The 21,262-nt window shown below is 51.6% G+C and carries 24 protein-coding genes; 13 read left to right on the plus strand and 11 right to left on the minus strand.

The window, feature by feature from the left end:
* From V6Z81_07460 to rpmB, 3 genes are all read left to right on the plus strand, one after another.
* On the plus strand, positions 1-193 hold a 193-nt coding region (locus tag V6Z81_07460; GenBank protein ID MEG9862322.1), incomplete at its 5' end, for a transposase.
* Positions 194-672: 479 nt separating this feature from the next.
* Positions 673-2,136: a hypothetical protein gene (locus V6Z81_07465; protein ID MEG9862323.1), complete on the plus strand. Its 1,464-nt coding sequence runs from the start codon at positions 673-675 to the stop codon at positions 2,134-2,136.
* Between the two features lie 118 nt (positions 2,137-2,254).
* The gene (gene rpmB, locus V6Z81_07470) at positions 2,255-2,557 is read left to right on the plus strand and encodes a 50S ribosomal protein L28 (GenBank protein MEG9862324.1); all 303 of its coding nucleotides are present in this window, start codon (positions 2,255-2,257) and stop codon (positions 2,555-2,557) included.
* Here the strand turns inward: rpmB and cobT are convergent.
* Genes cobT through V6Z81_07485 form a run of 3 tightly spaced genes read right to left on the minus strand, consistent with a single transcriptional unit; the run spans position 2,505 to position 6,136 of the window.
* Positions 2,505-4,433 (minus strand): cobaltochelatase subunit CobT, encoded by a 1,929-nt coding sequence (gene cobT / locus V6Z81_07475; protein ID MEG9862325.1) that lies wholly within the window; start codon positions 4,431-4,433, stop codon positions 2,505-2,507. The two genes, rpmB and cobT, sit on opposite strands and share 53 nt — an antisense overlap.
* Before the next feature lie 9 nt (positions 4,434-4,442).
* On the minus strand, positions 4,443-5,492 hold the full coding sequence (cobS, locus tag V6Z81_07480; GenBank protein ID MEG9862326.1) for a cobaltochelatase subunit CobS: 1,050 nt from the start codon (positions 5,490-5,492) through the stop codon (positions 4,443-4,445).
* A gap of 11 nt (positions 5,493-5,503) precedes the next feature.
* Complete coding sequence (locus tag V6Z81_07485) at positions 5,504-6,136, minus strand: J domain-containing protein (protein ID MEG9862327.1); 633 nt, start codon at positions 6,134-6,136, stop codon at positions 5,504-5,506.
* Positions 6,137-6,222: 86 nt separating this feature from the next.
* Between V6Z81_07485 and V6Z81_07490 the strand changes: the two genes are divergently transcribed.
* Positions 6,223-6,552 carry a BolA family protein gene (locus tag V6Z81_07490; GenBank protein ID MEG9862328.1) on the plus strand — a complete coding sequence of 110 codons (330 nt, stop codon included), beginning with the start codon at positions 6,223-6,225 and terminating at the stop codon, positions 6,550-6,552.
* A gap of 13 nt (positions 6,553-6,565) precedes the next feature.
* Here V6Z81_07490 and V6Z81_07495 read toward each other — a convergent pair whose 3' ends face one another.
* Genes V6Z81_07495 through V6Z81_07505 form a run of 3 tightly spaced genes read right to left on the minus strand, consistent with a single transcriptional unit; the run spans position 6,566 to position 9,545 of the window.
* The gene (locus tag V6Z81_07495) at positions 6,566-7,843 is read right to left on the minus strand and encodes an HlyC/CorC family transporter (protein ID MEG9862329.1); all 1,278 of its coding nucleotides are present in this window, start codon (positions 7,841-7,843) and stop codon (positions 6,566-6,568) included.
* On the minus strand, positions 7,840-8,961 hold the full coding sequence (gene aroB, locus V6Z81_07500) for a 3-dehydroquinate synthase (GenBank protein ID MEG9862330.1): 1,122 nt from the start codon (positions 8,959-8,961) through the stop codon (positions 7,840-7,842). The genes V6Z81_07495 and aroB overlap by 4 nt, the downstream gene beginning before the upstream one ends.
* Positions 8,949-9,545 carry a shikimate kinase gene (locus V6Z81_07505; protein MEG9862331.1) on the minus strand — a complete coding sequence of 199 codons (597 nt, stop codon included), beginning with the start codon at positions 9,543-9,545 and terminating at the stop codon, positions 8,949-8,951. The genes aroB and V6Z81_07505 overlap by 13 nt, the downstream gene beginning before the upstream one ends.
* 124 nt (positions 9,546-9,669) lie before the next feature.
* Here V6Z81_07505 and V6Z81_07510 point away from each other — a divergent pair, with 124 nt between their 5' ends.
* Positions 9,670-11,805 (plus strand): hypothetical protein, encoded by a 2,136-nt coding sequence (locus V6Z81_07510; GenBank protein ID MEG9862332.1) that lies wholly within the window; start codon positions 9,670-9,672, stop codon positions 11,803-11,805.
* Between the two features lie 2 nt (positions 11,806-11,807).
* On the opposite strand, the gene V6Z81_07515 is transcribed toward V6Z81_07510, so the two are convergent.
* Positions 11,808-12,449, minus strand: a complete 642-nt coding sequence (locus V6Z81_07515; protein MEG9862333.1) for an HAD family hydrolase — start codon at positions 12,447-12,449, stop codon at positions 11,808-11,810.
* Between the two features lie 200 nt (positions 12,450-12,649).
* Between V6Z81_07515 and V6Z81_07520 the strand changes: the two genes are divergently transcribed.
* The 8 genes from V6Z81_07520 to V6Z81_07555 all read left to right on the plus strand — a co-directional run bounded on the left by V6Z81_07520 (position 12,650) and on the right by V6Z81_07555 (position 18,241).
* Positions 12,650-12,853, plus strand: coding sequence for a hypothetical protein (locus tag V6Z81_07520; GenBank protein ID MEG9862334.1), 204 nt, complete (start codon positions 12,650-12,652; stop codon positions 12,851-12,853).
* Between the two features lie 304 nt (positions 12,854-13,157).
* Positions 13,158-13,397, plus strand: coding sequence for a site-specific integrase (locus V6Z81_07525; GenBank protein ID MEG9862335.1), 240 nt, complete (start codon positions 13,158-13,160; stop codon positions 13,395-13,397).
* A 96-nt stretch (positions 13,398-13,493) separates the two neighbouring features.
* The gene (gene umuD / locus V6Z81_07530) at positions 13,494-14,012 is read left to right on the plus strand and encodes a translesion error-prone DNA polymerase V autoproteolytic subunit (protein ID MEG9862336.1); all 519 of its coding nucleotides are present in this window, start codon (positions 13,494-13,496) and stop codon (positions 14,010-14,012) included.
* A 5-nt stretch (positions 14,013-14,017) separates the two neighbouring features.
* Positions 14,018-14,776, plus strand: coding sequence for a phage Gp37/Gp68 family protein (locus tag V6Z81_07535; protein ID MEG9862337.1), 759 nt, complete (start codon positions 14,018-14,020; stop codon positions 14,774-14,776).
* Entirely contained in the window at positions 14,773-15,669 is an 897-nt protein-coding gene (locus V6Z81_07540; protein ID MEG9862338.1) for a three-Cys-motif partner protein TcmP, read from the plus strand. The genes V6Z81_07535 and V6Z81_07540 overlap by 4 nt, the downstream gene beginning before the upstream one ends.
* Positions 15,670-15,895: 226 nt before the next feature.
* Positions 15,896-16,855: a site-specific tyrosine recombinase XerD gene (locus V6Z81_07545; GenBank protein MEG9862339.1), complete on the plus strand. Its 960-nt coding sequence runs from the start codon at positions 15,896-15,898 to the stop codon at positions 16,853-16,855.
* A gap of 29 nt (positions 16,856-16,884) precedes the next feature.
* The gene (locus tag V6Z81_07550; GenBank protein MEG9862340.1) at positions 16,885-17,847 is read left to right on the plus strand and encodes an acetyl-CoA carboxylase carboxyltransferase subunit alpha; all 963 of its coding nucleotides are present in this window, start codon (positions 16,885-16,887) and stop codon (positions 17,845-17,847) included.
* A gap of 193 nt (positions 17,848-18,040) precedes the next feature.
* A complete protein-coding gene (locus V6Z81_07555) occupies positions 18,041-18,241 on the plus strand; it encodes a hypothetical protein (GenBank protein MEG9862341.1) in 201 nt (66 codons plus the stop codon).
* 124 nt (positions 18,242-18,365) lie between these two features.
* Here the strand turns inward: V6Z81_07555 and V6Z81_07560 are convergent, their stop codons facing one another.
* The 4 genes from V6Z81_07560 to V6Z81_07575 all read right to left on the minus strand — a co-directional run.
* Complete coding sequence (locus V6Z81_07560; protein ID MEG9862342.1) at positions 18,366-18,830, minus strand: hypothetical protein; 465 nt, start codon at positions 18,828-18,830, stop codon at positions 18,366-18,368.
* 208 nt (positions 18,831-19,038) lie between these two features.
* Entirely contained in the window at positions 19,039-19,497 is a 459-nt protein-coding gene (locus V6Z81_07565) for a hypothetical protein (protein MEG9862343.1), read from the minus strand.
* Between the two features lie 137 nt (positions 19,498-19,634).
* Complete coding sequence (locus tag V6Z81_07570; protein ID MEG9862344.1) at positions 19,635-19,817, minus strand: hypothetical protein; 183 nt, start codon at positions 19,815-19,817, stop codon at positions 19,635-19,637.
* Between the two features lie 151 nt (positions 19,818-19,968).
* Positions 19,969-21,262, minus strand: a 1,294-nt coding sequence (locus tag V6Z81_07575) for an efflux RND transporter permease subunit (GenBank protein MEG9862345.1), incomplete at its 5' end; no start/stop codon positions are given.

The following is a 21,262-nucleotide window of genomic DNA, read 5'->3' on the forward strand; positions in this document are numbered from 1 at the left end:
AGAAAGCTTCAACGGACGCTTCCGGGACGAGTTGTTAAACGGGGAGATATTCTACACGCTCAAGGAAGCGCAGATTCTGATTGAGCAATGGCGTGTCCACTACAATACCAGACGACCGCATTCGGCACTTGGATACAGACCACCGGTGCCGGAAACGATCATCCCGATTGACCCAAGACCGACCATACACTAACTTTCAAACTGGACGTGTTGATGGGGGCAGCTCACACCCGCAACAATAAGAAGAGAGAGCAACATCACTATAGCCCGAGTGAACATTCCAGAGTTTTCCATTATTTTCTCCTTTTACTTCATCTTCCTATCGTTTCCAGATAACCCATTTGTAAGATAACAAACCTCATTTAACAATGCTGTCGGCTATTCACACCAAACGTTTCTTGCCTTTGCATCTTGGGAATCTAACACACCATAAGCAGGTACTATAAGGTCTTGTTAGTTCAATGAACCAGCCATCGTTACAATCTGGGCAAGATTGATATTCTGTATCACATGAACATCGCATCAAACTGGAATGGCCGTGCTTGGTTGGGTAACCCGCACTGTATTCGGCGCAGGAAGTAAGCGAGTGGCAGGGCAAAATCGTTGAAATTAACAGAATAACGAATTACGCTTTATTCTCTCAATTCCTTTAAGTAGTGAATAGGAACAATTATGGCAGATCAATTAAGACAGATAGCTGAGGAGTTTGATGGTCAGTATGAAGGATTCAAGCGATTGCTTCAGAACACTGAAGCTGATGACGGATCGCGTTTTGACTTATCTCTACAGATACCAAATGAAGATGTGGACATAAAAATATCAGATTTTCTAACTCGTATTGAGATTACAAATAATATCATAAAAGAAATTGTGGATAGTGAAGGAAAAACCCTAATTCCGTTTGCATTAGCAAGGGAATTAAAAAATACAATCAGTCAATGCAAGCAATCTATCGAGTATCTGTTTCAGCACTATCAAAATGCTGTAAATAGTGGTGGCATCACGCAAATCGAGGGCGAAAATGCCAATGTGCATGCTCCACCCGGATTGCAATTTTCACTTATTACACTTATCCAACAGAGTCTTCTTGGCTCATCAGACAGCATGCTTCGCAGTGCTCTTGAAGTGCGGCAACTAATTTCTGCCGAGGAGTTGAGCGACATCAAAAGTACCTTGGACAGTTGGCCTTCCGTATTAGGAGAAGTTGCAGGTTCTATTAAGGATGCTCGTAAAAAGGAAAAAGAGATAAATAGTGCTCACGAAACCATCGCTCAATATCAACAAGAAATTGAGAGCATTCGGAAACAGGCCCAAGAAGATAATCAAACCAAGCAACAAGAAACAAATGAAATCAATGCAAGGATTGAACAAATCCGCGAAATAACAAGAGACGCCGATACCCTTAAAAATTCCGTTGATGCGTTCCAAAGTGAATTTGAGAGTTTTGATAGAATAATGGATTCGAGAAACCAAAACTATGATTTAGCCAGAACAAATCTTGATGAGGCTATCACTCACGTGCATGACTCTCAGGAAATGATTGATGAGCGTATAGAGCGATCAGAGCAGATGCTTACAGGTGCAACTGTCGCTGGGCTAGCTTCGACATTTGGGGAGATTCATGAAAAGTTAGGCGTCAAGCTAAAATGGGCGAGTGTGGGTTTCTACTCTTCAATAGTTATTCTGTTTATTACCTGCCTGCCAATTCTGGATTACTTCTTCCCTGTAATATCAAAAGGGTTAATCGGGGTGGAATTTAGTAAGAGCGCACAAGAGACAAGAGATTCACTGGCAGGGTTTCTTATTCGGGCAACTCTGATTCTTCCGGCATCATGGCTAACACTTTTTAATGCACGAAAACATGCAAATCTTTTTAAACTCAAAGAGCACTACGCATACAAATACTCTATTGCCACTTCCGTTGACGGCTTCAAGCGGCAAGCCCCCGGATACGAAGACGTTATAGCGTTTTTCGCATTTCGTGAATTGTCATTTAATCCTGCTGACAAAATTGATGGTAAAAAAATGGCTGCCGAGCATCCATTTCAGGAGCTTACTAATCAGGTAGTAGATAATGTCAAAAGTAGACTGCCAAAATCAGGAAAGAATAGAGATAATGAAGAGACGGATAGATAAGGGGCGGCAGAAGTCCGGCACGAATGAATGGTTCTTCTACCCCTTGACCTAAACCGTTTTCAGGCTATATTCGGGCGTGCTATCCGGCATTAACCAACCAGAATTTGAGGATAAGTCCATGTCCCGCCGTTGCGATATCTCCGGCAAAACCGTCCAGAGCGGCAATAATGTAAGCCACGCCAATAATAGAACACGGCGGCGCTTCTTGCCGAACCTGTGTCAGGTCTCTCTCCACAGCGAGGCGTTGGGCCGTGCGGTGCGCTTGCGCATCAGCGCTCATGCCTTGCGCTCCGTTGAGCATGTGGGCGGGCTGGATGCCTATCTGCTCAAGGTAAGAGAGTCAAAACTCTCTCTTAAGGCTAAAAGAATTAGGCGGCAGGTGCAGAAGGCCCAGGTGCAGAAAGTCGTCGCGAGCCCGTAGCCCGTCTGCTCCGCGGGGGCAGGCCCCGGGGGGCTTTAGAGTGTGCTGCATCGCTGTCAAACAGTTCCGCTAATTTATCAACCATCACGCCGCCTAATTGTTCGGCGTCCACAATGGTCACGGCGCGTTTATAATAGCGCGTGACGTCATGGCCTATGCCAATCGCCGTGAGTTCCACCGGTGATTGCTCCTCGATAAAACTGATGGCCTCGCGCAAATGCCGTTCCAGATAATTGCCCGCATTGACGGACAGCGTTGAATCATCCACCGGTGCGCCGTCGGAAATCACCATCAGAATGCGCCGCTGCTCGGGCCGTCTGATCAGGCGGTCATGTGCCCACATCAGCGCTTCGCCGTCGATGTTTTCTTTGAGCAGCCCTTCGCGCATCATCAGACCCAGATTACGCCGGGCGCGCCGCCACGGGCTGTCGGCATTTTTGTAGATGATATGACGCAGATCATTAAGCCGTCCCGGTTTGGCAGGCTTGCCCTCGTCAACCCATCGTTCGCGGGATTGCCCGCCTTTCCATTGACGCGTCGTAAAGCCTAATATCTCGACCCTGACGTTACAGCGTTCCATGGTGCGCGCCAGAATATCCGCACACACCGCCGCGACGGTAATGGGCCTGCCGCGCATCGAGCCTGAATTATCCAGCAAAAGGGGGACCACCGTATCGCGGAACGACATGGCCTGTTCCGCTTTGTAGGAAAGGGGATGAGATGGGTCACAGATCACCCGCGTCAGACGGGCGGCATTTAATATGCCGTCCTCAAGGTCAAACTCCCACGAGCGGTTTTGCTGCGCCAGCAACCGCCGCTGCAGACGGTTGGCCAGCCGCGACACGACCCCCTGAAGGTGAGAGAGTTGCTGGTCAAGCTGACGCCTCAGGCGGGCCAGTTCTTCAATATCGCATAAATCTTCGGCGGTGATGGTCTCGTCAAACGCCGTTGTATAGACATTATAGTGGGCCGCGTTACGTCCGGAAGCGCTGGCCCCGGCCAGTTGCGGCTGATTACCGTCACCCTCTTCTTCAAGCTCGCCTTGCTGCTCCGGCGGGTTTTCCGCATCAACCCGCACACTGTCTCCCTCATCATCGTCATCGGCCCCTTCCGTATGGTCAACATTCTCGGCAGACATCCCCTCCGGTTGCCCTTCTTCTCCCTCCTGGCTTTCATTCTCCTGTTCCTGCTGATCACCCTCGTCACCCGGTTCTTCCGTCTCCGGGTTGTCGTTGGTTTCTCCCAGCTCGTCTTCAAAACCGATATCCGCAATAATTTCGCGCACAATGCGGCTGAAGAGAGCCTGATCCGTCACCGCATCCGCCAGACGCTCAAGAGACTCCCCCGCCTTCTCCTCAACCCACGGCCGCCATTTGTCCATGATATCCCGCGCCGCTTCCGGCGGCTCAAGACCGGTCAGTTTCTCCCGCGCCATCAGCGCCATCATCTCCGGCAGGGGTGCTTCGGTCTGATCTTGTATTTTGTCCAGCCCGTTTGCCCGGCACCGCCGCTCAAGGGCTGCATCAAGATTATTGGCAATGCCTTTCATCGCATGAGTGCCGATGGCCGCAACCCGCGCCTCTTCCACCGCATCAAAAATGGCCCGCGCATTACTCCCCGTCGGTTGCAGGCGTGTCGCAATCGCCTCGTCATGGTGCGCCAGTCCCAGTGCGAGCAGATCGCCCTGTCCGCGTGCGCACGCAACATCTACGTGCGTCATCTCCCGCGAGGGCAGGGGCAGGCGGGCTTTCAGTCCGTTAAGCGCGGGAGTGTCAACGCTGAACGTAACCGTCAGTTCATGCTCGCCCGAAATGGCCCGCATCGCCGTGGTCAGCGCCTGCTTGAAGGAATCCTGGGAGGAGTTGTTTTGCGGCATGAATTTTATCTATTGCGTTGCCGCCTTGTCCGTTTTTTTCTGCGCGGGTTTTTTCAGGGCGTCTGGCACAATCCCGTTGTGTGGGCCATGGTCCGGCAGTTCTTCGCCAAAGCAGCGTTGATAAAACTCGGCGATGGCAGGCCGCTCCAACTCATCGCATTTGTTGAGGAATGTCGCCTGAAAGGCAAACCCGGTATCCTTGAATATTGTGGCATTCTCGGCCCACGTCAAAACCGTCCGCGGGCTCATGACCGTTGAAATGTCGCCATTGATAAAGGCCGCACGCGTCAGGTCCGCCACGCGCACCATGGCGGCGATTTTATCGCGTCCTTCGGCGTTCTGATATTCTTTTGCCTTCGCCAGAACGATGCGCGATTCTTCATCATGGGGCAGATAGTTCAACGTGCAGACAACATTCCACCGGTCCATCTGACCCTGATTGATCTGCTGCGTGCCGTGATAAAGACCGCTGGTATCCCCGAGCCCTACCGTATTGGTTGTTGAAAACAGGCGGAAAGAGGGGTGCGGACGGATAACCTGATTTTGGTCCAGCAGGGTGAGTTTGCCGGAAACTTCCAGCACCCGTTGAATGACAAACATGACATCGGGACGTCCGGCGTCATATTCGTCGAATACGAGAGCTGTCGGACTTTGCAGCGCCCATGGCAGAATGCCTTCGCGAAACTCCGTGACCTGTTTGCCGTCTTGCAACACGATGGCATCGCGTCCCACAAGATCAATGCGGCTGATATGACTGTCCAGATTAACCCGGACGCAGGGCCAGTTAAGGCGCGCGGCGACCTGCTCGATATGCGTTGACTTCCCCGTACCGTGATACCCCTGCACCATCACCCGGCGGTTATGCGCAAACCCTGCCAGCAACGCCAGAGTGGTATCGCGGTTGAAAACGTAGTCGGGGTCCAGATCAGGCACATGGTCTTCCGGCTCCGAGAAGGCGGGGACGTCCATATCCACGTCAATCTTGAATACCTTCCGCGCTGAAACACTTATATCCGGCGTGTCTGATCTTCTGCTCTCTCGTTTTTCCATGGCCGTCATTATGATTTTCCTTAACTGTTGCCGGACTGCGTTTCGGTTTCCATCTGGAAAATACCAGCAGATTTAAGACAGTCATAGGCCTGAATGACCCGGATTAGCAAATCTGTTGCATCTTTCTTGCCGCCATTGGCATCAGGATGGTGACGTTTCACCAATTCCTTATAGCGTGCCCTGATTTCGCTGAAGGTGGCGGTCTCCTCAAGGTCCAGAATTTCCAGCGCCCGGCGCTCAAGAGGCCGCAGGGGCCGCCGCCGCATGGGAGAACGGTATTGGTCATCCCTGCTCCATGGTGTGCCGGGAATGTCCATGGCAAGATCCATCGGGTCAAAGGCCCGGAAGGATTCGCCTGACCGCGAGCCCATCATCCACGTTGGGCGTAAACCGGTAAGGGCGGCTTTCTGGTAGGCGGCGATTTCCTCGTCGCTCATGCCGGTGAAATAATTATAATTGCGGTTGTATTCCCTGACGTGCTCCAGGCAGAACCACCGGTACATGTTTCCGGCATGACGGCCAACCGGTGCGGGGTAATGTCCTGAATCACGGCACCCGGGCCATGAGCAGGAGCGTGTTCCCTGCTCCGGCTCTTGCTTACGGCGCGGGGGTTTAATCCGGATTCTGTCAAACAGTTTTGAATCGGCCTTCATAACCCCCCGATTATGAAACGCCGGACACGACAATACAAGCAGGGCAGGACATGATAGAATGTCATTATAATAGGTGCGGAGTGATTATGCCTGAAAGTTCATCTGCCAAAGAAATGTTTGCCGGAGAATCATCTGTCGGTGATTTCATCCGGAACAGATTGACGGAGAGTTTTGCGCCGGCGCATCTTGAGGTGATTGATGACTCGGCCCGTCACAAGGGTCACGCCGGTGCGCGCGAAGGGGGGCAAAGCCATTTTCAGGTCACGATTGTGGCGTCATGTTTTGCAGATAAATCACGTCTGGAACGCCACCGCATGGTCATGAAGGCCCTTGAAGAAGCTCTGGCCGGACCGGTGCACGCCCTCGGTCTGGACATCCTGACACCTCAGGAGCATGACCGCCGCTCATTGGTCTGATTATTGGTCTGACTTATTGATCCGGTTGCTGCGGGGTAATTCTGAGAGCGGTGATCTGATTGCGGTGGCGGCGCAGGATTTCAAACCTGAAGTCATGAAAGGTAAACATCTGACCGGCGTCAGGAATGACATGCGCTTCATGAATGACAAGACCGGCAACGGTGGTCGCTTCTTCGTCGGGTAAAGACCAGTCCATCGCCCGGTTAAGATCGCGGATGGTCACGTTGCCGTCGACATTGACCGACCCGTTCGGTTGCGGCCGCACCCCGCGTATATCAATGTCATGCTCGTCGGAAATGTTGCCGACAATCTCTTCAAGAATATCCTCCAGCGTTACGAGCCCCATCAGACCGCCATATTCATCGATCACGAAAGCAAAATGGCTTTTGCGGCGCAGAAAAGCATCCAGCTGGTTTTGCAGTGATATCGTCTCCGGCACAAACCATGGCTTTCTGGTTAGGGAAGGAATATCCAGAGCGTTAATATCGCCGCCGCTTTTGACAAGCGCATCAAGCAGATCACGGGCGTGCAAGGTGCCGATGACATTTTCCGGCTCATCGCGCCATAAGGGGATACGCGAGTGCTGTCCCGCAAGAACCTGATTGACCAGATCGGCAGGCGCAAGGTCGGCATCCGCCATGGCCATGTTTTTTCTGTGGACCATGACCTCGTTGACCTCGACGGCCTTGAGGTCAAGAATGCCGCCGATCATGTCGCGCGAGTCCTTGACGACCCGGCCCTCCTGATGATGAAGGTCGATGGTTCCGCGCAATTCTTCATCCGCACTGACCTGTCCGGGTTGGTTGTGTACTTCGGCACCGACAAGACGCAGCGCACGGGTGGCCGCGTAGGTCATGACGGCTGCAACGGGTGAAAACAGACGCACCACAAGTTTGACCGCAGGGGCCAGCCACAATGCAATGTCGTCGGCCCGGCTTATGGCCCATGTTTTGGGAAGGACTTCGGCGAAAATGACCACCAGCGCCGTCATGATGATGGTGGCGTATGCCACCCCCGGCGCCCCGAACAGGGTCAGGAACACGCTCGTTGCCAGCGCCGAAGCGAGAATGTTGGTGAGGTTGTTGCCAAGCAGGATGGCGCCGATTAACTGCTCGCGGTTATAGATCAGCGTATTGACGGTTTGCGCGCGGAGATTGCCCTCTGCGGCGAGACGGTGCATCCGCGCCCGAGAGACGGCGGTCAGCGCTGTTTCCGATCCGGAAAAAAACGCCGACATCCCCATGAGAAAGATAATCGCTCCCCCTGTGGTAATAAGAAAAAGTGTTGTCATGTTGCTTTTATCTCCGTCAAAAAATCTCTGAGCGTCTCACGGGGCACATCGCGGCTTACAAAGGCCTGACCTGTGCCGCGGGCAAGAATGAAAACAAGCTGTCCGTCGGTGGTTTTTTTATCCTGTTGCATCAGGTCCATGAGAGCGTCGGCATCGGGCAGAATGCCCGGAATATCGCCACAGGCAACCGGCAGCCCCGATTGTTGCAGATGGTGGCGTACCCGTGTTGCATCATCCGCCGGGCATAGGCCAAGGCGCACCGAAAAATCAAACGCCATGACCATGCCCACCGCGACCGCCTCGCCGTGAACAAGCCTGTCCGAGTAGCCGGTAGCGGCTTCCAGCGCATGACCGAACGTATGCCCCAGATTGAGGAGCATCCGTTTGTCGGCCTCGGTTTCATCGGCGGCAACGATGTCGGCCTTGGCGGCGCAACTGGTAATAATCGCTTTTTGTCTGAGCGTTTTGTCGCCCTCTAATAAAGCCTCGCCGTGAGCCTCCAGCCAGTCGAGAAAACCTGTGTTGTCAATCCGGATGTTTTCAATCAGGGCATATTTGACCACCTCGGCATAGCCGGCCCGCATGTCACGCGGGGGCAAACTGTCAAGGGTGCCGATGTCACTCAATACCGCTTTGGGCTGGTGAAAGGCCCCGACCAGATTTTTGCCATGACGTGTGTTGATGCCGGTTTTACCCCCGACGGAAGAGTCGACCTGTGCCAGCAAAGTCGTCGGCATTTGGATAAAAGAGACGCCGCGGCGTAAAACACTCGCGGCAAAACCGGTGAGGTCTCCGATGACACCGCCGCCCAGGGCGATGATAGTGTCGTTGCGCTCGACACCCGCGTCAGACAGGCTGTTCAGTAAAGTTTCAAGGCCGGTGAAAGATTTGATCGGTTCGCCGGGCGGCATGGAAAAAAAATCATGCCGGATGCCCGCCCCGTCCAGACCGGCCGTTAAGGCCTCGCCGTGGTGATGGGCGACGGTTTCGTCACTGACCACCGCCACATAAGGACGTGCCAGCAGGGGGGCAATGAGGCTTCCCGCCTTGGAGAGCACATCGTCGCCGACATGAATAGGGTAAGAGCGTTCTCCGAGAGGAACGGTCAGGGTTTCCATGAGGATGTCTTTCTTGTTACGGATGGCAAACGTTCAATAATGTCCTCCGCCACGGCGGAAGGGGACCTGTCGCTGCCGTCAACGGTAAGATCTGCAAGATTGTATATCGGATAACGTTGTTTTATCAGACGCGCCAGTGTTGTGCGAGGGTTTCCCGCGTTCAGAAGGGGCCGCGTGCGGCTATTGTGAACCCGCCGCAACAGACGGTCCGGATCGGCCTTGAGCCATACGGAAATAGCCCGCTCGCGGATGCACCGGCGAATGTGAGGGTCCATGAAGGCTCCACCGCCCGCCGCAATAATACCGCCGGAGTGTGTCAGGAGTTTTGTCATGATATGGCGTTCTTTATTTCTAAAAGCGGGCTCGCCGTAAATCTGGAAAATCCGGGCAATGGTCTTGCCGGTCGTTTGCTCGATGGCGGCGTCCGCATCCGTGAACGCGAGACCGAGACGCGCCGCCAGACATCGCCCGACACTGGTCTTGCCTGCACCCATCATGCCGACCAGAACGATGGTTATATCGGTGGGGTTTTGGGGGCCGGATGATGACAGGTCAGGGGGTGACAGGGGGTGAGATTCCTTCATACGCTGTAAAGGCGGCTGATTGTTAAAAAGGCCCGATTGTTAAAAAGTAGGTAAGAGGCTAACATTATAGTTAGTCTCGGTTTTTGTACAGATTGAAGCGATGGTGCCCTCTCCCGTGATAAATATGCCGAAAAATTCAGGGGTGTTGTGGCCTTTTTTGCCCTTTTTTCTGGGCGTGATCGTGCTGTTGGGTACATCTGTGACAGCATCGCAGTCACAGGAACTGCCAATAGAATTGCCGCAGAAGTTTCCGGTCGAATTACTGCCGTCGCAAGAATTGCCGGCAGAGCAACCGCAGCCACAAGAGTTGCCAGCGGAATTACCGCAGGAACTGCCAGTGGAATTGCCGCAGGAGTTTCCGGTCGAATTACCGCCGTCGCAAGAATTGCCGGCAGAGCAACCGCAGCCACAAGAGTTGCCAACGGAATTACCGCAGGAACTGCCAATAGAACTGCCTCGGGAATTGCCAACCGGATTGCCACAGTCGCAGGAACTGCAAACGGAACCACCAACCGAACTCCCGCAGTCAAAGGAACTGCCGGCCGGTATTACCGCTAAGCCTCTGGAGACGGTTGATGAATTGAACAGTCTCACGTGGCCTGCTACAGGCCGGAACCATGTCATCGCGTTGATGACTCTCTTGCCGGATGAACCGCCTTCTCCTGCTCAGGGTCGTTTGATACGGCGGTTATTACTGTCTCCGGCCGTTACCTCCGGTGAAGAGGGAAGCGGTGAAGCGTTGCCCTATTTGAAGGCACGTCTCAGGGCTCTTGAGGTCATGGGGCGGACGCAGGATATACGCGAGAGTGCTGCGCTGGCAGGGAGTGCGGCACGACAGGACAGAGATATTTTTTTGATGGTGCGGCGTGCGGCTTTGGCGCAGGGTGATTATGAGGCGGCGTGTGATCTTTCCGGCTTTCCGGCATCGTCCCCGGAGGAAGAGAGCGGGTTATCGGAGTCGTTTGTGCGCATGGAAACACTTTGTCTGCTGGCGGCGGGTGAGGGGTCTGAGGCCGGACTGGTCGTGAGCATTGCCCGTGAGGATGGATTTAACGATGCTCTTTTTGAGCATTTTGTCTCTTTGATTGCCGATGGTGTGGCGGATGAGGCGCCGGAAATAGAGCGGTTGACACCAATATATGCGGCACTTTTTTATTTGGGCCAGTTTCCCTTGCCCCCTGATATTGTATCCCGTACCGATGCATCCCTTCTGCCCTGGTTGATGCAGACACCCCTGTTAGCGGACGAAGGACGGCTTGCCGCCGGTGAGCGGGCCGTCGCACGGGGTCTTGTTGAGGGAGCGGCGCTGGCTGAATTGTTTGCGGCCATTGAGTTTGATGAGAGCGAACGCAATAGTCCTGAAGAGGCATCAAAAAAACTGAACCCCGTAATGGCGGATGCGTTGTTCTATCAGGCGGTACAAAACGTACCTGATGAAGATGAAGAACGGCGCATGGAAATGATCGCCGCCGCTTTCGTCCATGCACAAAGCCATAAGGCGCTTGGTGCCGTCGTGCCTGTTTATGACAGCATGTTGCGTGCTATGAGCGTGCCTGCTGCGGCGGATTCACCTCTGGCTCTGGCGGTTTCCGGTGGAGGGCCGGAAAGGATCAACGCCATGATGTCGGCGCTGCTACAAATTGGCGCTGAAGATGAAGCGCGCGTCTGGGCCGGTGTTTTATCCGGAGAGACGCCCGGCGGGTTTCAGGCGCTGGCGTTGTTGCCTCTGGCGGTGTCGGGCGGGCCGTGGTTGCATCAGCAGCGTGAGACGGTCAACAGGGTTCTGTCCGGTGGGTTGGAGGAGGACAATCCGGCGGCAGCGGACCGGGTTGTGCGGGCGGCTATTGTGATGGACGCTCTGGGAGCCAGAATTAAAGACGATGTGTGGCATGAAATTACCGTCCGTTCTCTGGCTCCGGCAACAGAACCGGCAACGGAACCGGTTACGTCTGAACCTGTGTTGCAGCCTTTAAGAAGAGAGCCGAAAAAAGCACCGCCCGCACCCTTGCCGCAGCCTTCAACGGAAACGGCGCACAACGTCTCGTTTGCCCCCCTGTTGCAGTCTTTAAGGAGAGCGATACAAAACAGGGAGTCGGGATTGGTGGTTTTGTTGTCGCTTCTTGCCCTTGGCGAACAGGGTGTGGCGCAGGGTGATAATTTTGTTGTGGCGGAAATTATTAATGGTCTGCAGGCGGTGGGGTTTGAGGAGGAAGCACGTCATATCGCTCTGGAGGCTTTGTTGGGTGCTATCACCGGGTAAAACTACTTCTCCAGTATCTCAAGCACTTCATCAAAGTTTTTGATAATATAATCCGAAAAGGGCCCGGCTAGTTGATCATCGCCATACCCGTACCGGGCATAGCAAGTCCGGGAACCTGCTCTTTTCCCCATCTGCATGTCGAAAACCGTATCTCCGATTACCAGACAGTCATCAGGCTCGATACCCGTTTTGCGGGCTAAAGTAAAAACGGCTTCCGGGTCAGGTTTGGGATTTTGAACATCCTGACTGCCAATGACATGATCAAAAATTCCTTCTACTTCCCATTTTGCTAAAAACCTGTAAATAAATTCATTAGCTTTTGAAGAGGCTATTGTCAGACTGTATCCCATACTCCCTAGAAGATTTAAGGTCTTAATCACGTCAGGAAATGGTTTTGCTAAATTAATGTCGATGGCAGAATAAATTTTGCGGTATTGTTTTACGGATTCTAATACGGATTCTTCCGGAATTTGAAGGACATCACGTATGATTTTTTCTAACGGCAAGCCAATGTGAGAAGATATTTCTGAAAAATCAGGCTGTCGTGCATTATATTCTTTGGCCACCTGTATTAAAGCTTCATATATTGCATCTTGAGTATCTGCGAGCGTTCCGTCATAGTCGAAAATCAGACACTTAATCATGATAATAAACTTCCGGTTCATTTTGATGTTGATCAGCGATCACATCCCACAGGTTCATACTGCCATCATAAGCTCATATTGACTGAAAAGTGAACCGGAGTTGACTGGTGTATATACGGGTATCCGGTAGTCTGGAATTAGTGTAGGCTACGGTTGGGCGTAGCGAAACCTTCCCGTAAGGGATATTAAGGAGATAAATAATGAAAACGTTAACAACACTTTCTATCGCTCTGGTAATGGCTTTCGCCATTAGCGGACCTGTATCTTTTACTTCCACACCCGCTCATGCCGAAGCAAGGCCGATTCATGAAATGTTGCCATGCTGGCTGGGATTTTGTAATGATGGCAATGACTTTGGCGCTGACGCGCCTGTTGGCCCAATCACGGGTGGAAGAGTTCAATAATTGACTCTCTGAATTTGAGAGAACTGACAGTCCACCCCTGCCAAACCTGCCGGCGGTAAATTGGCCGGAAGCGTCCGGTGTTCTGGCTGCGCTTCAGGACTGCTAAAGCAGAGCAGCCGGACCCGCTTGCGGCACGCTAGAGAGCCGGAGCTTGCGGTGAATATCACCCTTAATTGCATCATATTATGATATGAATAGCGCCTTAACCGTATCATAATTTGATACGAATAATCTTGACCGGTTAGGCGTGTAAGCTCCGGACTAAAGGTGCGTGTGCGGATTATGAAAGGGCAGAGAAAGAAAAATGCGGCACCGGGAAAAGAATGCTGTTCGCGACGACCGTCACATAGAAGCGTTTCTTGAAATGTTAAGCGCCGAGAGGGGGGCGCGTGATAATACGCTTGCGGCCTATCGGCGGGATTTGACGGACTTGATCCCCAACCCTTTCCCCATTGCGATGGGCAAGATGTGTAAGAATTATTGGCTTATGCGCGTAGTGTGCAAGAAACTTTTTCCCATTTCTCTTGAGAAACAACTCACCTGACATTCTCCTAAGTTATTATATTGCTTTTTTGAATATTGTACGATATTCTATGGAGAACAGGAAAAAAATGAGTGTAATTTTCAAAGCAGGATAGAAATGGCACGGGGTGGAGCGAGGAAGGGCGCTGGCAGGCCCAAGGGATCCGGAAAATTTGGAGAGAAAACAGTACCACTGCGCGTGCCGGCCAGCATGGTGAGCGACATCACCGCATTCATAGAGGCGAATGGATATAAGGTGCCACTATTCTCCAGTAAAGTGGCAGCAGGAGAACCCTTATGGGCAGATGACCACATTGCGGAACATATACCGCTTTCGCCGCAGATGGTGCGCGACCCGGAAAATACTTTCTGCGTTCAGGTGGATGGAGACTCCATGCTGGACGCTGGTATTGAGCCAGATGATATTTTGGTGGTGGATAAGAGCTTGCCCGCGGAACATGGAAAGATTGTCGTGGCTGCCATGAACGGCGAGCTGACGGTCAAGAGACTGCATCATATAAATGAAGAAGTTTCGTTGATGCCGGAAAACGCCGCGTACAGACCGATAGAAATTCGCGAAGAAAACAACCTTCATATCTGGGGTGTTGTGACTAACATCATTAAGCAGGAAAACTAGAATTTATGGCAGATAAAAGCGCAATTGAATGGACAGATGCAACGTGGAATCCGGTAACGGGTTGTACAAAGATTAGTGTGGGTTGCGACAATTGCTACGCAGCACGTTTCTCTGAACGTTTTCGTGGTGTGCCGGGACATCCATTTGAATCTGGATTTGATCTCACAATCCGTCCTGAACGACTTTCACAGCCACTTGAGTGGAAAAAACCGCGCATGATTTTTGTAAATTCCATGAGTGATTTATTTCACAAACAGATACCCAGAGAATACATCACCAAAGTTTTTGAAACCATGGAGAAGGCAAACTGGCATATTTATCAGGTTCTCACGAAGCGTAGTTCCTTGATGCAGAAATTCATCAATAAACGCTATGCGGACCACCCCTGCCCCTCACACATGTGGTTTGGCGTATCGGTGGAAAACAGTTCAACCAGGTCCCGGATCTCACATCTGCAAAAAACCAATGCCAGTGTCCGGTTCCTCTCTGTAGAGCCGCTGATAGCCCCGACAGGTAAACTCGAATTAGATGGCATCAGCTGGGTTATTGTCGGTGGTGAAAGCGGCCCGGGAGCACGTTCTATGGAGCCGGAATGGGCATTGGACATACGCAATCAATGCGTGAAGGCACAAGTTGCATTCTTTTTCAAACAATGGGGCGGAAGGACTCCGAAAACTGGTGGCAGGCTTCTAGATGGCAAAGAATGGAATCAATTTCCCAAACAACTTCATGTTCATAAAAAGCAACTAGGGCAAAGACTGTGAGCGATGAACAATTCGTACCGGAAGTTGGGCCATGGGCGAAAGAGAAACTTGAATGCCTAGGAAAATATCTTGCCGCCTATACAACAATTCTCCGTAAACAAAAAAAATTTAAGGGGTATGTTTATATTGATGCATTTGCGGGATCAGGAAAAGCTAGAATAAGAGAGAGGAGGAATACCGATGATTCCGAGATCCCTTTTTTTAGTGATCTACAGCAGATAGAAGAAGATGCAGAGCAGGAAAAATTCATAGAGGGATCTCCCAGAGTTGCTCTTGGCTTACCACACCCTTTCACCAGATATGTTTTTGTAGAACTGAGTGAGAAACAACGAAGAAAATTGAAAGAACTAAAACAAGAACATTCAGACAAGAAAATTCGCATTGATGATCGCGACTGCAGTGAATATCTACTATGGATGTTAAGTCAAAAAGTGAAATGGGAAGAGTGGCGAGGAGTGGTATTCCTTGATCCGTTTGGAGCTGATGTGCCGTGGGAAACGGTGAATGCACTGGGACGTACTAAGTCATTTGAAGTGTTTATTAACTTTCCGTGGATGGCGATTACGCGTCTGGCAAATAATGATGGTGATATCCCTGAAGGACATCGAGAAATTCTTGATCGCTATTTTGGATCGGAAAAATGGTTTGATGTTATGTACAATCAGCAACAGAACTTGTTTGGTGAAGCCATATATACAAAAGAGCAGGATGCGGCAAAAGCGCTGGTCAACTGGTACAGGGAACGGCTGAAAACCACATTCGGACACGCATCTGCCGCCCGCCTCATCAAGAACACTAAGAACAGCCCGCTTTATTACCTAATATGGGCAGGCCCGAATCCTACCGGACGGGAAATAGCCAACTACATTCTTTCGCAGGGCGACAAGATCTAATTGTAGATGTTTGAACGCTATGTCGTAGCGGGGTTTATACTCTGCATTGTCTGGTTGGGCGCAATTATGGGTGATCTGGGGAGAGGGAATAGGCATTGAAACCTTGTGGTGTCTGCAAGAGGCTCAATACTGGTAAAATTCAGGGAATATTGGTTTTTGTTGCTAAAGTATATATTTACCTAAACTAAAGGTGCGTGTGCGGATTATGAAAGGGCAGAGAAACAAAATGCGGCACCGGGAAAAGAGTGCTGTTAAGGAAGCCCGTCACATAGAAGCGTTTCTTGAAATGTTAAGCGCCGAGAGGGGGGCGCGTGATAACACGCTTGCGGCCTATCGGCGGGATTTGACGGACTTTGGTCTCTTTTTGGAACGCCGGCGTTTCCCGATCAGACAGGCGGTGCGCGATCATGTACGAAAATATATGACATCATTAAAGCAGGCCGGTTTGGCAGCCTCCACTATGGCGCGGCGCCTTTCTGCAATCCGGCGCCTTTACCGGTTTCTGGTTCTGGAACGTATTCGCGACGATGACCCGACCGCCGATGTAATGGGCCCGAAATTGACAAGGTCTTTGCCCCGTGTAATGTCCATGGCCGATGTCTCCCGCCTTCTGGAGGTAACAAAGGCCCCGGATAGGATTCGGGATGACAGACAGGCCTATCGTCAGGCGCGGCTTCATTGTCTTATGGAGATTCTTTATGCCACCGGCCTGAGGGTTTCGGAACTCGTCAGCCTGCCTGTCGAGGCCGCCATGCCGGCAACGCGTGTTCTGGTTGTGCAGGGCAAAGGAGGACGCGAGCGGATGACTCCTCTTGGGTTTAACGCCTGTCAGGCCTTGTCGGCGTGGCTCGTATGGCGCGAAAAAGACAAGAAAAGCGCCGGTTCGCGCTGGCTTTTTCCCTCAGGAGGCCGGGGAGGTCATCTGACCCGCCACCGGTTTGCGCAGCTGCTCAAACAGGCGGCGGAACAGGCCGGACTTGACCCCAAAGCCGTCTCGCCCCATGTTTTACGCCATGCCTTTGCCAGTCATCTTTTGGAAAATGGCGCGGATTTGCGCTCTGTACAGCAGATGTTAGGTCATGCGGACATTTCAACGACCCAGATCTATACTCACGTACTGGAAGAAAGATTGCGCCGGCTGGTAGCTGAAAAACACCCCATGGCGCACGCTACCGTCAACAAATGATGCTCACCCCTGTCTGAACTGCTTGTACAATGACTGTTTCCTATCTTGAATTTGAAAGACCGGTTGCCGAGCTGGAAAATAAAATCAGCGAAATGAAGGCCATTGCACAACAGGACACCTCGATGGATGTCGCTGAAGAAGTGAGAAGCCTTGAAGAAAAAGCGGAGACTCTTCTTAGAAAAATATATGACAATCTTGAGCCGTGGCAGACAACACAGGTAGCGCGTCATCCGAACCGGCCTCATTTTCTCGATTACACCCGGGCCCTGCTTGAAGATTTTATTCCCCTGGCAGGAGACAGAATGTTTGCGGAAGATGCGGCGGTGTTGGGCGGGCCTGCACGCTTTCGGGGACGCTCCGTCATGATGATCGGGTTTGAAAAGGGTCATGATACCGAAACCCGCATGCATCATAATTTTGGTATGGCGCGGCCCGAGGGTTATCGCAAAGCCATTCGCCTTATGAATATGGCGGAACGGTTTAACATGCCGGTGATCGTGATGGTGGACACGCCGGGGGCTTACCCGGGCAAGGGAGCGGAGGAGCGCGGGACGGCTGAGGCTATCGCGCGTTGTATTGACAGATGTTTGTCTTTGAGCACACCCAATGTATCGATTGTGGTTGGCGAGGGGGGCTCGGGAGGCGCCGTGGCTGTGGCGACCACCAATCGCGTTTTAATGCTTGAGCATAGTATCTATACCGTGGCCTCTCCCGAGGCATCGGCCTCTATTCTCTGGCGGGTTGCCGACAAAGCCCATGATGCGGCAGCAGCTATGAAAATCACGGCGCAAAATCTTTTGGACCTGGGCGTGATCGATAAAATCATACCGGAACCTGTCGGAGGGGCTCACCGCAGTCCGGCCGGTACCATGGCGAATGTGGGAGACGCTATTGAAAAAATGTTGGTGGACTTGTCCGACGCCTCACCGGCTTCCTTGCGTGCTGCACGGCGGGAAAAATATATTCAGATAGGCCGCACCGGCTTCGCGTAAGTCCCTGTAAAAAATAAGGGGTCAATTCATCTGCCCGTCAATACTGACCAACCATCAGATCTTCCTGTCAGCGTCTTTTTGCCCGGTCACAAACCGGTAATCTAAATGTGAACCGGTTTGAATGGTGGCTCCGGAATTATGCGGTAATATAATGATCAGCCTTAAAACTACGAAGAAAAGTGAGGATTTTAAAATGACGACACTAACAAGACTTTCAATCGCACTTATGATGGCATTCGCATTGAGCGGCCCGGCAGTTTTTACGGCACCGGCCGCCCATGCCGGTGATTGGGGTTGCGCCTTTGGAGTAGGAGATTGCGAAATTCCGGGAGAACCCCGCAGGGACTATCCCGTACCGACAGTCGATGATGAGAATTGGGGTGATACACTTTAAGTGCTTCTGGTGCAATTGCGCTTTTGACGGTGCACTCCGGAATAGGTGACACTTCCATCTTCTGATGATTATTCAGGGGCGTTGATCGTGTATGCGGTCAGCGCTCCTGTCTTTTCCGGTTCAATCAAATGGGGGCGTTAGTACCGGCATCTCTCAGTGCGTCAGCAACTTGTGTGCTGATTTCCTGATGTGTTAGCCAGCGCCAACCGGCCGGTGTTTCAATTTTACCCAATTTAACCGGGGTGAGCCGCACATTATGCGCTTTGGCACATTGAATTAAATTGCTGTCTTTTTCTTTTGAACCGAAAACATGAATAACCGTGGGAGGAATATCGAATGTTGAAACGGTTTCGATAATGCGGCGTGAAAAGCCATGATTAGAGGAGTGAACCCAAAGTATAATAAATTGAAGGTGATCCCATTTTGATAAATTGTGCAAAAACAGGGTTGCTGATTGGTCGCAGGTATAATCAAGCGGAACCATCATGATTTCATCATTAAATGATGAAACGTGCATCTCATTCGATATGAATCTCGCCGCAATGATTAACTCGGAGGGCGGGAGTGCCTGACAAAGCGGAGCCAGCATTCCGGTTCCACCAACCACGAGGCGTCGGCGTTCATTCACGGCAGGGCTCCTTACTCGCTTCATGAGATAGCCTTAAGCCACCTTATAATTTCGCGTCACAGACGCTGTCGTGCCGGCAGCTATCCGGTTTACCGGGAGCCATGCTCAATATTGTGGCCGGGTCCTCTCCGTTCTCAATGGTTAACCGCAACACCTGCCAACCGATAAGCTATTCCGTACAGGAAACGGTCAGAGAGGCGAATTCATGCGCATCTGCCGTATTGAATGCCACCTTCATAACTCCACCCATGGCGTTATATTTTTTAACCGCTTCAAAATTGCAAAGCTGCATATTTGTTACTGATATGGTGTTATCTTTATCTCTCTGAACCGCCATAGGAATTTTTCCGGGAGGCACACCGGCATTTTTATAGATATTATTGAGTTCGCTTTTTTTCCAGCTAAGTTGGCCTTCCATCAAAATACCGCCACCGCTCTTTGATATTCTAACCCATGTCAATTGATCGTTAACTTTTTGAGGAAAATGAATACGAAATGACTCAATTAGATTCTGTTCGAGGGTAGTAAGCTCTTTGGTTTCATGAGGGATCTTTCGGGCATTGGCATTGGCCGCAACAATGATCAGTGTGCAGGCAAAAACAAGATACTTATAAGGGGTAGTGATCATCTTGATCCTCCGTCTGTCACGGGATCTTTGTCGCACAATATACCGGCACGACGGGTCATTGCCTGTCCTGACTTCAACAGTGTTCAACGCCTGACAAAAACCCGGCCACGATTGAATGATCGGGTTCTAAGGTAATTTTATCGGCATTCACCGGTACTTGTTGAGGTAAAACCCTCCATGAAACATAAGAATCCGTCGCCGGCATGAGCCGAAGTCGTAAATACTACAGGTCCGCTAAAAGCGAAGGCCATGACCAGAGCGAATGCTGCCACCGCAGGGACCCTTGAACAAAGTGAAAGCAATGTTGTGAATGTTTGCATGTTTTCTCTCCTATTCATTGGGTTGTAGGCACCGGCGAATACCGCTGCCTTTATTAATTTCCTCAAGGCGAATATCAACCGGCCATCAATACTGACCCGAAGGAACCCGTTGACTATTAAACTATCGGATAATAGCACATCAGGTAATGATCTACTCAGCGGGGGTGGGCGTTGTTTCGGTTGGCAGTTTTCCCATACGTTCCGTGCGTCTGTCACGCCAGACAGCCGGTGCTGCCAGCAGAACGGGCACCAGAACCAGCGTCAGCATTGTCGAAAAACCAAGACCGAAAATAATGGCTGTCGCCATCTGCGACCACCAGTACGAAATCGGATCACCCAACACGATATCACGCTCGAAAAAATTGATGTTCATCTTAACGGCCATGGGCATAAGGCCGCATACGGTGGTGATGGTGGTCAGCAAAATGGGTCTTAAGCGCTGTCCGGCGGTTCGCAGGGCAGCCTCAATCTGATCAAGACCATCCCGAAGAAGACGTTGATAGGTATCAATAAGTACAATGGAGTTGTTCACGACAATGCCGGCCAGCGCCACAATTCCGGTACCTGTCATGATAACGCTAAATGTCTGCCCCGTGATGATCATGCCTGCCATAACACCGACGGTGGAAAGCACAACCGTGGAGAGCGTCAATATGGAATGATAAAAACTGTTGAACTGGGTCAGCAGAATCACAAACATCAGGAACAGGACTCCGAGCATGGCCCTGCCCAGAAACTCCTGCGCGTCGGCCTGTTCTTCATTGGCTCCCCTGAAGCGTACCTGAACGAGGGGATTGATGTCCTGTTGCTCAAGCCATGCGCTGATTTCTCCGACCTTGTCATCGGCAAGGATCTTCTGTCCTGTCGCAGGGTCCAGCGTCGTATTGGCCTTGATTTCTATGCGGCGCAGTCCGTCAATACGCTCAATGCTGGATATTTTTGGGGTTGGCCAGCGCGTGACAAAATTGCTGATCGGCACGCTGCCCGTGGGCGTTGTTATGCGCAACTGATCCAGTTGATCTATGTTACGGTATTCATGCGGGAAACGCGCCCTGATTTCCACTTCTTCGTCTGCGTCATGAGGCCGGTATTCACCGATGAGAGCGCCTGTGGTGACCAGTTGCACAAAAGCGCCAATAGATGAAACATCGGTTCCGAAGCGTCCGGCTTTTTCCCTGTCCACATCAAGTTCCCACTCGACACCGGGCAGGGGACGGGTATCCTCAAGGTCGATGAGGCCGGCTACGTTCTTGTCCAGATGCTCCCTGATAAAACTTGCCGTATCGACCATGGCCTCATAATCGGTGGATGTCAGTTCTATCTGAACATCCTTGCCGGTGGGCGGGCCGTCCTTTTGTTGGGTGATTTCCACATTGATACCGGGCAGGTTTTTTACGCGCTCGCGCAGTTCCTCATGAATGACAAAACCTGAACCGCGCTCCTTG

This window comes from Parvularculales bacterium (assembly GCA_036881865.1).
Lineage (GTDB): Bacteria > Pseudomonadota > Alphaproteobacteria > JAPOUT01 > JBAJNM01 > JBAJNM01.

What these genes read in the sequence shown, in the direction of transcription:
- V6Z81_07565 (MEG9862343.1), bottom strand. Translation starts at nt 19,497, where the DNA reads ATGATCACTACCCCTTATAAGTATCTTGTTTTTGCCTGCACACTGATC.
- rpmB (MEG9862324.1), top strand. Translation starts at nt 2,255, where the DNA reads ATGTCCCGCCGTTGCGATATCTCCGGCAAAACCGTCCAGAGCGGCAAT.
- umuD (MEG9862336.1), top strand. Translation starts at nt 13,494, where the DNA reads ATGGCACGGGGTGGAGCGAGGAAGGGCGCTGGCAGGCCCAAGGGATCC.
- cobT (MEG9862325.1), bottom strand. Translation starts at nt 4,433, where the DNA reads ATGCCGCAAAACAACTCCTCCCAGGATTCCTTCAAGCAGGCGCTGACC.
- V6Z81_07555 (MEG9862341.1), top strand. Translation starts at nt 18,041, where the DNA reads ATGACGACACTAACAAGACTTTCAATCGCACTTATGATGGCATTCGCA.
- aroB (MEG9862330.1), bottom strand. Translation starts at nt 8,961, where the DNA reads ATGGAAACCCTGACCGTTCCTCTCGGAGAACGCTCTTACCCTATTCAT.
- V6Z81_07485 (MEG9862327.1), bottom strand. Translation starts at nt 6,136, where the DNA reads ATGAAGGCCGATTCAAAACTGTTTGACAGAATCCGGATTAAACCCCCG.
- V6Z81_07535 (MEG9862337.1), top strand. Translation starts at nt 14,018, where the DNA reads ATGGCAGATAAAAGCGCAATTGAATGGACAGATGCAACGTGGAATCCG.
- V6Z81_07510 (MEG9862332.1), top strand. Translation starts at nt 9,670, where the DNA reads ATGCCGAAAAATTCAGGGGTGTTGTGGCCTTTTTTGCCCTTTTTTCTG.
- V6Z81_07525 (MEG9862335.1), top strand. Translation starts at nt 13,158, where the DNA reads ATGCGGCACCGGGAAAAGAATGCTGTTCGCGACGACCGTCACATAGAA.
- V6Z81_07465 (MEG9862323.1), top strand. Translation starts at nt 673, where the DNA reads ATGGCAGATCAATTAAGACAGATAGCTGAGGAGTTTGATGGTCAGTAT.
- V6Z81_07505 (MEG9862331.1), bottom strand. Translation starts at nt 9,545, where the DNA reads ATGAAGGAATCTCACCCCCTGTCACCCCCTGACCTGTCATCATCCGGC.
- V6Z81_07495 (MEG9862329.1), bottom strand. Translation starts at nt 7,843, where the DNA reads ATGACAACACTTTTTCTTATTACCACAGGGGGAGCGATTATCTTTCTC.
- V6Z81_07550 (MEG9862340.1), top strand. Translation starts at nt 16,885, where the DNA reads ATGACTGTTTCCTATCTTGAATTTGAAAGACCGGTTGCCGAGCTGGAA.
- cobS (MEG9862326.1), bottom strand. Translation starts at nt 5,492, where the DNA reads ATGACGGCCATGGAAAAACGAGAGAGCAGAAGATCAGACACGCCGGAT.
- V6Z81_07520 (MEG9862334.1), top strand. Translation starts at nt 12,650, where the DNA reads ATGAAAACGTTAACAACACTTTCTATCGCTCTGGTAATGGCTTTCGCC.
- V6Z81_07545 (MEG9862339.1), top strand. Translation starts at nt 15,896, where the DNA reads ATGCGGCACCGGGAAAAGAGTGCTGTTAAGGAAGCCCGTCACATAGAA.
- V6Z81_07570 (MEG9862344.1), bottom strand. Translation starts at nt 19,817, where the DNA reads ATGCAAACATTCACAACATTGCTTTCACTTTGTTCAAGGGTCCCTGCG.
- V6Z81_07490 (MEG9862328.1), top strand. Translation starts at nt 6,223, where the DNA reads ATGCCTGAAAGTTCATCTGCCAAAGAAATGTTTGCCGGAGAATCATCT.
- V6Z81_07515 (MEG9862333.1), bottom strand. Translation starts at nt 12,449, where the DNA reads ATGATTAAGTGTCTGATTTTCGACTATGACGGAACGCTCGCAGATACT.
- V6Z81_07560 (MEG9862342.1), bottom strand. Translation starts at nt 18,830, where the DNA reads ATGCTGGCTCCGCTTTGTCAGGCACTCCCGCCCTCCGAGTTAATCATT.